The sequence below is a fragment of the Jeotgalibaca sp. A127 genome, assembly GCF_052266745.1.
Classification (GTDB): Bacteria; Bacillota; Bacilli; order Lactobacillales; family Aerococcaceae; genus Jeotgalibaca.
On record NZ_JBQPRC010000009.1, the window covers coordinates 75,090 to 87,662 of the forward strand.

The window sequence follows — 12,573 nt, forward strand, 5'->3', positions numbered from 1 at the left end:
GAAAGAGTGGAATAGAATGTCATTAACAGCAGGAATTGTGGGTTTGCCAAACGTGGGAAAATCCACATTATTTAATGCAATCACGAAAGCAGGAGTTGAAGCGGCAAACTATCCGTTTGCGACTATCGATCCAAACGTCGGCGTCGTTGAAGTACCAGATGAGCGTCTACAAAAATTAACAGAATTGGTGAAACCTAGAAAGACTGTTCCGACAACTTTTGAATTTACAGATATTGCCGGAATCGTAAAAGGTGCCAGTAAAGGTGAAGGGCTAGGAAATAAATTCTTGGCCAACATTCGCCAAGTTGATGCAATTTGTCATGTTGTGCGTTGCTTTGAAGATGAAAATATTACTCATGTCAGCGGTAAAGTGAACCCGTTAAGTGATATTGAAGTCATTAATTTGGAATTGATTCTTGCAGATTTGGAGTCCATCGATAAACGTTATACTCGTGTCAGCAAAATTGCTCGTACAAAAGATAAAGATGCTTTGGCAGAATTAGCCATTTTGGAACGTGTGAAAGAAGCTTTGGAAGCTGGTAAATCAGCGCGTACAGTGGAATTTACACCGGAAGAAGAACCACTTGTGAAGAGTCTTTTCCTTTTGACAACGAAACCTGTTCTTTATGTAGCAAACGTTGCTGAAGATGAAGTGGGCGACGCTGAAAACGAAATGGTTAAAGCAGTACGTGAGTTTGCTGCTTCAGAAGGTGCTGAGGTAGTAACGATCAGTGCGCGTATCGAAGAAGAAGTGGCTGAACTGGAAGATGAAGAAAAGGCTGACTTCCTGCGTGAGATTGGGATTGAACAGTCAGGATTGGATCAATTGATTCAAAAAGCCTATTCATTGCTAGGATTGGGTACTTATTTCACAGCGGGTGAAAAAGAAGTACGTGCTTGGACTTTCCGTTTAGGTATGAAAGCACCGCAAGCTGCTGGTGTTATCCATACAGATTTTGAACGTGGTTTTATTCGTGCAGAGACAGTTTCTTATGATGATTTATTAGCGGCAGGTAGCATGAGTGCAGCCAAAGAAGCTGGTAAAGTTCGCTCTGAAGGAAAAGAGTACATTGTTCAAGATGGCGATGTTATGTTATTCCGCTTTAATGTATAATGTTTGGCGTAAGAAATTCTAGGAGGCTCTAAACGTGTCAGAGAATACAGAAAAAACACTTGAACAATTAAAGAATGAAAACAATGCCTTGTGGAGTGAACTTACTAAACGTAATGAGCAATACATGGTTGGTCTTGATCGTGCTTTAAAACAAGCTAACTACGACGAAGAAAATAAACATGTTTTATATAACAAAATGATGACGGAGCTTGTCTCAAATCAAAAAAGTGGTACGACGGCACGCCAATTATATGGAACTGTATCTGAATGCGCAGAAAACATTCTGCAGCAACATGAAGAGAGTATAGTGCCAGAGCGCTCACCAAACTGGCTGATTGCCATCGATGGTGGCCTCCTATTGGGTTCAATCTTCGCGTTGATTTCAGGGATTTCCTTATTGACGTCTGATGCTAACGTACAGCCCGGTATGGGAATTATCAGCTTAATCTTGAATTTTATTGCGGGTGGATTATCCATGTTGGTTATTTCCAAATACCAACCAGACCCTAACGCGCCAAAAGGCAAAAAAGGTTACGGAAAATATATTGCGGCTACAACGATTGCCATGCTTTTCTGGATGCTAGCGATGACGGCGACAATGGCATTAGTGCCACCAGCCATCAATATTAGCTTGTCAGCACCTGCTTATTTAGTAATTGGTGGTCTTGGATTTGCGCTTAAATTCTATTTGAAGAAAAAATTCACTATCACAGGTGGATTGTTCTAAAGTATAAAAAGTGGAACAACACGTTTTTATGGTGTTGTTCCACTTTTTTGTATTTAAATATTTCCGTTAAATCCGGTGGAATGGATAACAGGAAAAGAATACTTTTCCTACCATATCTTTTTGGGCAATATAGGGATCTTCAAAATGGCGACTATCTTGGGAAATGGTTCTATTATCGCCAAGCATGAAGTATTTTCCTTTGGGAACGATGAAGTTTCCTCCATCACCACTCGGATTCGCCGTGTATGGTTCATCCAGTTCCTTTTGATTGAGATAAACTGTACCATTTTCTCGGATGTCGATACTGTCTCCCGGTAGACCAATAACTCGCTTAATCACGTCCTGGTTAAGTTCATGGGAATGAAAAATGACAATGTCACCACGGTGCACCTTGTTGTAGGCATATAGGCGCTTGGTCAGAAGTCTCTGCTTTGGTTTGAGTAAGGGAGACATGGATAAAGAGGAGACCCTAGCCACAAAGAAAAGGTAGCGCCGGATAAACTGGGCTGCCACTCCAGCAAGTAGAATGATGGTGATGATGTTAAAAAATAGGGACTCATTCATTTTTTTCACCTGGCTTCAATAGTAGTAGGATATAGATGGCCGTTAATGTTTATGAGCATGGTGATGTTCATGATCATGCTCTTCACCTTCCGCGCTTTTGAAGAAGGTGACGTAGGCTGCGATGTATTCCCGGGCAGCATCAAGGTCGTTGATGTCGTAATCCTTCAATTTCAAGGCTCTTTGAAATTTCCCTTCAAGGGTTGCTACTTCCTCTTTCGGAAGGACACCTTCAAAAGGTGACAGATTCCCAACTTCTAGACACTTGTCTGCGGCAGTGACTCTTGGGTCAACCGGTACACCCGCTGGTTTCATGCCCTCGAAGGGTGCACCCTCTCCGGCACGATGGATTCGGATAACGCTCTCCTGGAAATATTGATCAGCCAACATCTGGGCCTCGGGGCTGAGTATTCGGACTTTGCGGCTTAAGTCGAAGATTTTCGTGAGTTCCTCTTCATCTTCCGGAGCAAGCCATTTCAAGGCATAATTGAGGTTTCCTGTTTCCAATGCTTTCCTGGCGTCGGTTGCGGTAGGCCCATCATAGGTGTCACAGTGAGCGCTAACATTTATTGGCATCAAGAATATAAAGAGAGCGACGACAAACAATACGACTACGACCATTAAGATTTGCATGAAAATTCCTCCTTATGTTTTATGTGTTTTTTGTTTTTTATGCCCTTGTTATATCACAAAACCATGAGTTTGAAACTTTTAAAGGTTTATCTGGCCGTTAGGATAACGCTCGTAAGAAAAAAATACTCTTTTGTCTCCAATCCTGATATACTGGTCCAGCAAAGAAAAGAAAGTAGGAAAATATGGAAAAGAAATCATTTGAATCGATGGGGATTAGTCCCGAAATACTGAAAGCACTCACGAGTTTGCGTTATTACAACCCAACAGCGGTGCAGGAACAGGTGCTTCCGTTGGCTTTAGAAAAACAGGATATTATTGTGGAATCACAAACAGGTAGTGGCAAGACAGCTGCATTTGGTATTCCATTGTGTGAAGATGCGATTTGGGAAGAAAATAAACCGCAAGCCTTGATTCTTGTCCCGACTCGGGAGTTAGCGTTACAAATCAAGGAAGAAATCATGAATATCGGCCGTTTGAAGCGAATTAAGGTGACTGCGGTATTTGGTAAGTCATCCTTTAAAACACAAAAATCCGAATTGAAGCAAAAAAGTCATATTGTCGTGGGAACACCGGGTCGGATACTTGAACACCTTCAAGAAGGAACCTTTTCAGTAGAAAAAATCCGTACCTTGGTTCTGGACGAAGCAGACGAAATGTTGCATATGGGCTTTATTGAACAAGTAGAATCCGTGATTGACTACTTGCCAAGTAGTCGTCAAACGTTGCTATTCTCAGCCACCATGCCGGCCGAAGTAGAGAGATTGGCAAGTTTCTATATGCATGAAAATCGCGCTTCTGTAAAAATGGCAAAGTCAGTAGAGAATACACCGCGTATTTTGCATTCTTATATTAAAGTGCAAGACACCCCTAAAGAAAAATTACTGTTAAATTTATTGACGATTGCAAATCCAGATGCCAGCATCATTTTCTGTAATACCAAAGATGTTGTTGATGCAGTGGATGCTTACTTAGGTAAAGCAGGTCTACCCGTTGATAAATTGCATGGCGGTATGGATCAAGAAGATCGTTTAGCGGTACTGAATGATTTTCGTTCAGGAAAACTTCGTTACTTAGTGGCGACGGATGTCGCTTCACGTGGTATCGATATTGAAAACATCACACATGTGGTTAACTATGATGTTCCTTTTGAAAAAGAAAGCTTTATTCACCGAACGGGTCGGACTGGACGTGCAGGTAAAATGGGGCAAGCACTAACTTTGGTTAGTGAGAATGACAAATTCCGTTGGGCGGAAGTTTTTGACTACGCATTTGAAGATAAAGATGCCGTTACAGAGATTGTCGCCCCTTCTGAACGTATCGTTGCGCGTGCAAAGGCTGCTTTTGACAAGAAAAACCAAACACGGATGAAACCAAGAGTCGCCCGTAATAAAGAGTTAAATCAAGACATCACCAAGATTTATTTCAATGGTGGCAAAAAGAAAAAACTTCGCGCAGTTGATTTTGTTGGTACATTAACGAATATCAAAGGCATTACGGCCGAAGACATCGGTATTATCACCATCCAGGAAAATGTAACATATGTTGAGGTTTTAAATGGAAAAGGTCCTTACGTTATTTCGGAAATGCAAGATCGGACTGTAAAAGGGAAAAATTTGAAAGTCCATAAAGCCCGTAAATAGAAAATACCTAAGGAGTCCCGCAAAAAAATGCGGGGCTTTTTTCATTCTTAAGCTTGACGTTTATCTTCGTGGGTGGTAAGTTAAAACATAAAAAAATCGTACCAACCAAAGGAGAGGGGAAACAAAAAATGTCGAACTGGGAAACAAAATTTGCTAAAGAGGGATACACATTTGATGACGTATTATTAATACCTGCAGAAAGTCATGTATTACCGAATGATGTGGATCTATCAATTCAATTGGCAAAAAATATCCGCTTGAATGTCCCTATTTTAAGTGCAAGCATGGATACTGTAACTGAAGCCGAAATGGCCATTGCCATGGCACGAAATGGCGGTTTAGGCGTCATCCACAAAAATATGTCTATCCAAGCGCAAGCAGACGAAGTTCGCAAAGTAAAACGCTCAGAAAGTGGCGTTATTATTGATCCTTTCTTCTTGACACCAGATCATTTGGTAAGTGAAGCAGAACATTTGATGGCAAAATACCGCATTAGTGGTGTTCCGATTGTGAATCATATGGAAGAACGCCAATTAGTTGGGATTCTTACAAACCGTGATTTACGTTTTATTTCTGATTACACTCAAAAAATTGGTGATGTTATGACCAAAGAGGAGCTTATTACGGCACCTGTTGGAACATCATTAAAAGAAGCAGAAAACATTTTGCAAAAATACAAAATTGAAAAATTACCTTTGGTTGATGGTGAAGGCAAACTTGCTGGTTTAATTACTATTAAGGATATAGAAAAAGTTATTGAATTCCCGCATGCAGCGAAAGATAGCCATGGTCGCTTATTGGTGGCAGCAGCTGTAGGAGTGACTACTGATACTTTTGAACGTGCTCAAGCATTACTCGATGCTGGTGCTGATGCAATTGTCATTGATACTGCTCATGGTCACAGTGCGGGTGTTATCCGTAAAATTAGTGAAATTCGTGCCCAATTCCCAGAGGCAACCTTGATTGCTGGTAACGTTGCGACAGCTGAAGGGACCCGTGCCTTGTTCGAAACGGGTGTAGATGTTGTTAAAGTAGGTATCGGACCTGGTTCTATCTGTACAACACGTGTGGTGGCAGGAGTTGGGGTACCACAAATCACAGCTATTTATGATGCTGCAGGTGTGGCACGTGAATACGGAAAAGCGATTATTGCTGATGGTGGTATTAAGTATTCTGGAGATATCGTAAAAGCAATGGCTGCCGGTGGACATGCTGTTATGTTGGGTAGTATGTTGGCGGGTACGGACGAATCACCTGGTGAATTTGAAATGTTCCAAGGCCGTCGTTTCAAAACGTACCGCGGAATGGGTAGCTTGGCAGCCATGGAAAAAGGTTCAAGCGACCGTTATTTCCAAGGTGGCGTAAATGAAGCTAACAAACTTGTTCCTGAGGGGATTGAAGGTCGCGTTGCTTATAAAGGCGGCGTTGGCGATATTATCTTCCAAATGCTAGGTGGCGTTCGTTCCGGTATGGGCTATGTTGGCGCAGCTAACTTAGAACAATTACGCGAAAATGCACAATTTATGCGTATGTCAGGTGCCGGTTTGGTTGAATCTCATCCACACGATATCCAAATTACAAGAGAAGCACCAAACTACTCTTTTGGAAACTAATAATTAAAAGTAGTAAAAAGACGTCCGTTCCCGAATCAATGGGAACGGACGTCTTTTGATAGAATCAATTAAACCATTTCCCATAAAAAATAAGGTCAAAATGGCTTAATTCATCCCCATCCATTATTTCTAAAGTTTCCTTCAAGTATTTGCTTCTTAACGAATCTTTTAGCTTTTTCTGGTAAACTAACAACAACTAATATGCACAATGAGGTGACTTATGGATAAGATATTAATTGTTGATGACGATCGTGAAATTGTAGATTTACTAAGTATTTATTGTAAAAATGAAGGCTATGAAGCTATAAAAGCTTATAACGGAGTAGAAGCCCTGCAATTGCTAAAACAAAATATGGATATCCAGCTTATTATCCTGGATGTCATGATGCCGAAAAAAGATGGCATCGCTGTTTTGAAAGAGCTTAGAGAAGATAATAATCAAATACCGGTTTTGATGTTAAGTGCAAAATCTACTGATATGGATAAAATTCAAGGACTAACTTCTGGTGCTGATGATTACGTCTCTAAACCCTTCAATCCACTTGAAGTGATGGCACGTATCAAGTCATTATTACGCCGTTCTTCGGTTACCCAACAAGAAATAGAAGCCAATGTTATTGAAGTTGGTCCGCTTGTTATCAAGAAAGAGTCGCATGAAGTTAAAACCTTGAATGGTAAAGAAATACAATTAACTGCCTTGGAATTCGGCATTTTATATTTGTTGGCAAGTAATTTGAATCGTGTTTTTAGTGCGGATGAGATATTTGAACGGGTATGGTTACAAGAAAGTATTGTTTCAGCCAAAACAGTAATGGTACATGTTAGCCATCTACGCGATAAAATCGAAAAGGCAACCAACGGTGAAAAAGTAATCCAAACCGTCTGGGGAGTCGGCTATAAAATTTCAGAATAGGGGCAAATGGCGTGCTGAAATTGAAATTAACTAGAAAAGAACTCGGTGAGCTCATCTTTGAAGCGATTGTCACCATGACGATCATGTATTTCCTGTTGATGGGTTTTTATTTGATTTTTAATCAGGTTGTTCAATCGCCCCCAGAGTTTTTACCGCAAATTCACTCTTTGTGGGATGTTATCCTCTTTATAGATTTCATAGTGATTGAATATAAATTTATTATTCTCGTATCAGCGTTACTGTTTTCTGTTTTCTTTACATGGTGGCGTCTGTTCCGTCGCTATAAACAAATGCAACTGCGCCATATCCTGGACGAACTGCATTACATCGCTTCAGGAAATTTTGACCATCGGATTGAAGCTGATTTAAACGGGGATATGAATGATGTTGTCAACAGTATCAATACGTTAGTGGAGAGTACTGTGGAGGCGATGGAAGAAGAACGGAAGATTGAACAATCGAAAGATGAACTTATAACGAACGTCAGCCATGACATACGGACCCCATTAACATCAATCATCGGGTATTTAGGTTTAATAGAAGACAAACAATATTCTACGTTCGAAGATGTCGAGCGCTATATCCATATTGCTTATGTAAAAGCGTTACAAATGAAAGTGCTTGTTGACGATTTATTTGAATATACGAAGGTGAGGCAAACTTCTACTCCCTTGAATTACACGAGAATTAATCTGGGCAATTTTTTGGAACAGATGGCTGCAGAATTTGAACTAGAGTCTGCCAAACAAGAAATGGCGATTGAAGTGATTATGGAAAGCGAACCATTAATGATCGAAGCGGACGTGGATAAGATTGCCAGAGTGTTCAGTAACCTGATTTCCAATGCCCTGAAGTACGGGAAAGGTGGCAGCTGGATTAAGATTGTCGTTGATAAAGTGGGTTCTGAAGCGCTCATTTCCGTGAAGAATAATGGGCCGAAAATACCCGAAGAAGCCCTGGAAGAGCTATTCGGCCGTTTTTACCGGGTGGAATCCTCCCGTTCTCATCAAACAGGAGGAACTGGTTTGGGGTTGGCCATAGCTCAGAGCATCGTAGCCTTGCATGGAGGCTACATTTATGCAGAATCCAATGAAAATGAAACAAAATTTGTGATGCGTTTGCCATTGGAACAAACACCCAACTAAATGTTGTGTTTTTGCTGTTTTTCCGCTAACATAAGAACGTAACTTTAGTGAATGGAGTAGAAGAATGATTAAATATAATAAATGGACAATCGGCCTCTTATCTGGAACTGTATTAGCCAGTACCCTTGTAGCAGTTCCAGAAGCATCAGCAGCTGTAGAACCAATTAAAGTTTCTGCTGAGGCAGCTTTCGTAATTGATAATGAAACAAATAAAATTCTATTAGATCAAAACGGGGATGAATCCCTTTATATCGCTTCAATGACAAAAATGATTCCTCTATATTTAGTGCATGAGGCTGTGGAAGCCGGCACCATTTCATGGGACACACCTGTTCCAGTCAGTGAGTATGCCGTAGCCATCAGTCAAAACTATGAACTATCTAATGTTCCTTTACGCGAAGATTTTACTTATACTGTTAAAGACCTATATGAAGCAATGGTCATTTATTCAGCGAATGGCGCAACAATTGCTGTAGCAGAATTGATTGGCGGAACTGAACATGCTTTTGTTGACATGATGAAAGCGAAATTGGATGAATGGGGAATTACAGGCTACTCTCTTTTTAATACAACGGGTTTGCCTAACCACTATGCAGATGAGTTAGGAAACCTTTACCCAGGTGCCCCTGTTGATGAAGAAAATAAAATGACAGCACGTGGCATTGCCACTGTGGCCGATCATTTGTTGGATGACTATCCAGAAATCTTGGAAACAGCTAAAATTGAGGATAAAATTTTCATGGAGGGTTCCGGAGACGAAATCCACATGATGACTTATAACTTGATGTTGCCAAACCAACCATACGCACACACTGGCGTTGATGGTTTGAAGACAGGAACAACCGATGCTTCTGGCGCTTCTTTTGCAGGAACTGCAGTTGAAGAAGATAGACGCGTCATTACAGTCGTGATTGGTGCGGAAGACAATTCTGTCCGTTTCGGAGAAACTTCACGTTTGATGGATTTTGCATTTGATAATTTTGAAAAAGTCCAAATTGCAGCAAAAGGGGATGCAGTAAAAACTGAAGAACCATTGGCAATTGCAAAAGGTAAAGAAGAAGAAGTAGGGTTGGTTTACAGTGAAGATGTCTTTGTTGTGACACCGAATACAGATGAAGAACTTAAAGTTGAAACAGAAATGTCCTTGAATCCTGATTTGTTGAACGAAGATGGCCAGGTAGAAGCACCGATTGAGAAGGGAACGACAGTCGGAAATGTTACTCTTTCAATTGAAGGTGATGATCTGGGTTACTTGGATGGTTCGCAAAATGAAGCAGCTGTAGCAGTTGAGCGCACAGTCGAAAAAGCGAATGTTTTCGTATTGGCATGGCGCTGGATAGCGAGCACTGCTTCTCAAGGATGGAATACAGTAACTGATTTTATCGGTGGTTTCTTTAACTAAGTTGACGAAATGGCTGTTAATCAAGTAAAATGATGATAATTAAAACAAAGAAAAAGCTAGGCATGTGAATAGTAAATAATGGTAGTCTTTTAGAGAGTCGGTGGTGGGTGAAAACCGATAGATGCCTTTATTGAATCCACGCATGAAGCAAACAATGAAAACAAATCAATTGCTTAAATTGTTTCGGGTCCCCCGTTATCGTCTAAAGTGCGGATGCATACGTGTGTCCGAAACTGGGTGGTACCGCGAATGACAAGTCATTTCGTCCCAATAGATTGTTATCTATTGGGGCGGAATGGCTTTTTTTATATGATTAGGAGGAGAAAAAGATGTTAGATATTAAGAGAATTCGTGAAAATTATGATGAAATGGCAGAGAAACTGGCTGCTCGTGGTGTTACAGCCGAAGTTTTAACGGAGTTGAAACAACTGGATGAGGAACGCAGAGGGAAAATTGTTGAAGCGGAGAATTTGAAACAGGTCCGCAATCAAGTATCCCAAGAAATCGCAACTTTGAAACGCAATAAAGAAAATGCAGATGATAAAATTGCTCAAATGAAAGAAGTGGGTGACCAAATCAAGCAAATGGATGCAGATTTGGCTGCCATTGAAGAAAAAATTAACTATATTGCCTTTCGTTTGCCAAATGTGGCGCATGCATCTGTGCCGGTCGGAGCGGATGAAGAAGATAATGTGGAAATACGTAAATGGGGCGAACCACGCCGTTTTGATTTTGAACCGAAAGCCCACTACGAAGTTGCAGAAGCTCTAGGAATTCTGGACTTTGAACGTGCTGCTAAAGTAACAGGTTCTCGTTTTGTTTTCTACAAAGGCTTGGGTGCGCGTTTGGAACGTGCTTGTTACAATTATATGTTGGATTTACATACGGGTGAACACGGGTATACAGAAGTGATTCCTCCCTATATCGCAAATGAAGCTTCAATGTTTGGGACAGGTCAATTCCCTAAATTCAAGGAAGATGTTTTCCAATTGACGGATGAACGCAACTTTACTTTGATTCCGACAGCTGAAGTACCCTTAACAAACTATTACCGCGATGAAATTCTGGACGAGGCAGACTTACCAGTCTATTTTACGGCGATGAGTCCGTCTTTCCGTTCTGAAGCAGGAAGTGCAGGCCGTGATACACGTGGCTTGATCCGTATGCACCAATTCCACAAAGTTGAAATGGTTAAATTCAGTAAACCAAGCGAATCATATGAAGAGTTAGAAAAAATGACCGATAATGCAGAAGCTGTTTTGCGTAATTTAGGTCTACCGCACCGTACCATTGTTTTATGTACAGGAGACATGGGCTTCTCAGCGGCAAAAACATACGACGTTGAAGTTTGGGTCCCAGCACAAGACACATACCGTGAAATCAGTTCTTGTTCAAATACGGAAGATTTCCAAGCGCGCCGTGCGATGATTCGTTACCGGAATGAAGAAACCGGTAAAGTGGAATACGCAAATACATTAAATGGTTCAGGTGTAGCAGTGGGACGTACAGTAACGGCTATTTTGGAAAATTATCAAAATGAAGATGGGTCAATAACAATTCCAGAAGTTTTGGTTCCATATATGGGTGGTATCACTAAGATTACGAAGGAAAATGCATTAGGGAATAAATAATTCTTCTATATATGTTAAAATAACCCCAAAAGAAAGGGGAGTTTAAACGATGGCATTTGAAAAAGCAACGTTTGCTGGTGGATGCTTCTGGTGTATGGTAAAACCGTTTGATACTTTACCAGGAATTGAATCTGTCATTTCAGGTTATACGGGTGGCCATGTTGAAAATCCAACTTATGAGGAAGTTTGTACCGGAAAGACAGGCCACACGGAAGCGGTACAAATAACATTTGATCCAGAAGTTTTTCCGTATAAAGATTTAGTAGAGGTTTATTGGCAACAAACAGATCCAACTGATCCAAACGGTCAATTCGTTGACCAAGGAAATTCTTACCGCCCCGCGATTTTTTATCATTCACCTGAACAAAAAGAGATTGCAGAAGAATCAAAACGGGCGCTTCAAGAGAGTGGACGGTTTAAAAAACCGATTATTACACCAATCGAACCTGCGCAACCATTTTATGCCGCAGAAGAGTATCACCAAGACTTTTACAAAAAATCTTCAGCGCATTATAACCGGTATCGGACAATGTCTGGGCGCGACGACTACATAAAAAGCCATTGGTAATAATAAAAGCACAAATTTTAAATTTGTGCTTTTTGTTTTTTTTGAACAAAAAGCAAATTAATCATAGGCTATTTATCATTTTTATTATCCAAATCGGAACTATCTATTCCACTTGTTTTAAAAACGTTCGTCAATATCGAATGTTAGTGGGCTTTATCAATAATGTACGTCGAAAATAACGTGCAAAAAGGGTTGCAAAAAGAAAGAAAAGGTTGTATCATGAAATTCCGTTAGTCATCCAATACATATTGTTTGACAAACGAAAAAAACATTTTAATTTCTCTTGACAAGTTATTCAAGAAGATGATATGATGTTTTAGCTTTCACTTGGAGCGTCGCTAAATTTTTGAAAAAATAATTTCAAAAAAGTGTTGACGCCGAGTTGATAAGATGCTATTATATAGAAGTTGTCACGAACGAAACATCACGTAACACGTGATAACGGATTGACCTTTGAAAACTGAACAAAGAATGAACGAACCAAACGTGCAGGGCATCCTAACGGATGCACATTAAGCCGACACGCAAGTGTCGCAACACAAGTAAGTCAGCAAAACAACAAGAGCAATCAACTTAAACATTAGGGTTTCTGTACAAGAGCCCACTTTTAATGAGAGTTTGATCCT

The 12,573-nt window shown here is 40.5% G+C and carries 11 protein-coding genes and 1 other annotated feature; of the genes, 9 read left to right on the top strand and 2 right to left on the bottom strand.

Annotated features, from left to right (window positions below):
- Nucleotides 1–16: 16 nt before the first annotated feature.
- A complete protein-coding gene (ychF, locus tag ACTVAI_RS09420) occupies nt 17–1,114 on the top strand; it encodes a redox-regulated ATPase YchF (protein ID WP_443486506.1) in 1,098 nt (365 codons plus the stop codon).
- Between the two features lie 34 nt (nt 1,115–1,148).
- Nucleotides 1,149–1,841, top strand: a complete 693-nt coding sequence (locus ACTVAI_RS09425; protein WP_443474207.1) for a DUF1129 domain-containing protein — start codon at nt 1,149–1,151, stop codon at nt 1,839–1,841.
- A 66-nt stretch (nt 1,842–1,907) separates the two neighbouring features.
- Here ACTVAI_RS09425 and lepB read toward each other — a convergent pair whose 3' ends face one another.
- Nucleotides 1,908–2,405: a signal peptidase I gene (gene lepB, locus ACTVAI_RS09430; RefSeq protein ID WP_443474208.1), complete on the bottom strand. Its 498-nt coding sequence runs from the start codon at nt 2,403–2,405 to the stop codon at nt 1,908–1,910.
- 42 nt (nt 2,406–2,447) lie between these two features.
- Nucleotides 2,448–3,035: a DUF6448 family protein gene (locus ACTVAI_RS09435; protein WP_443486507.1), complete on the bottom strand. Its 588-nt coding sequence runs from the start codon at nt 3,033–3,035 to the stop codon at nt 2,448–2,450.
- A 182-nt stretch (nt 3,036–3,217) separates the two neighbouring features.
- On the opposite strand from ACTVAI_RS09435, the gene ACTVAI_RS09440 reads away from it, so the two are divergent.
- The 7 genes from ACTVAI_RS09440 to msrA all read left to right on the top strand — a co-directional run bounded on the left by ACTVAI_RS09440 (nt 3,218) and on the right by msrA (nt 11,947).
- Nucleotides 3,218–4,675: a DEAD/DEAH box helicase gene (locus ACTVAI_RS09440; RefSeq protein WP_443486508.1), complete on the top strand. Its 1,458-nt coding sequence runs from the start codon at nt 3,218–3,220 to the stop codon at nt 4,673–4,675.
- 128 nt (nt 4,676–4,803) lie between these two features.
- On the top strand, nt 4,804–6,288 hold the full coding sequence (gene guaB / locus ACTVAI_RS09445; protein ID WP_443474211.1) for an IMP dehydrogenase: 1,485 nt from the start codon (nt 4,804–4,806) through the stop codon (nt 6,286–6,288).
- A 220-nt stretch (nt 6,289–6,508) separates the two neighbouring features.
- Nucleotides 6,509–7,201, top strand: a complete 693-nt coding sequence (locus tag ACTVAI_RS09450; RefSeq protein ID WP_443486509.1) for a response regulator transcription factor — start codon at nt 6,509–6,511, stop codon at nt 7,199–7,201.
- Between the two features lie 20 nt (nt 7,202–7,221).
- Entirely contained in the window at nt 7,222–8,346 is a 1,125-nt protein-coding gene (locus tag ACTVAI_RS09455; protein WP_443486513.1) for a sensor histidine kinase, read from the top strand.
- A 64-nt stretch (nt 8,347–8,410) separates the two neighbouring features.
- Entirely contained in the window at nt 8,411–9,748 is a 1,338-nt protein-coding gene (locus tag ACTVAI_RS09460) for a serine hydrolase (RefSeq protein WP_443486510.1), read from the top strand.
- A gap of 50 nt (nt 9,749–9,798) precedes the next feature.
- Nucleotides 9,799–10,021: a binding site (T-box leader), on the top strand.
- Between the two features lie 56 nt (nt 10,022–10,077).
- Nucleotides 10,078–11,379, top strand: a complete 1,302-nt coding sequence (serS, locus tag ACTVAI_RS09465; protein WP_443474214.1) for a serine--tRNA ligase — start codon at nt 10,078–10,080, stop codon at nt 11,377–11,379.
- Between the two features lie 49 nt (nt 11,380–11,428).
- Nucleotides 11,429–11,947, top strand: a complete 519-nt coding sequence (msrA, locus tag ACTVAI_RS09470) for a peptide-methionine (S)-S-oxide reductase MsrA (protein ID WP_443486511.1) — start codon at nt 11,429–11,431, stop codon at nt 11,945–11,947.
- Nucleotides 11,948–12,573: the final 626 nt, after the last annotated feature.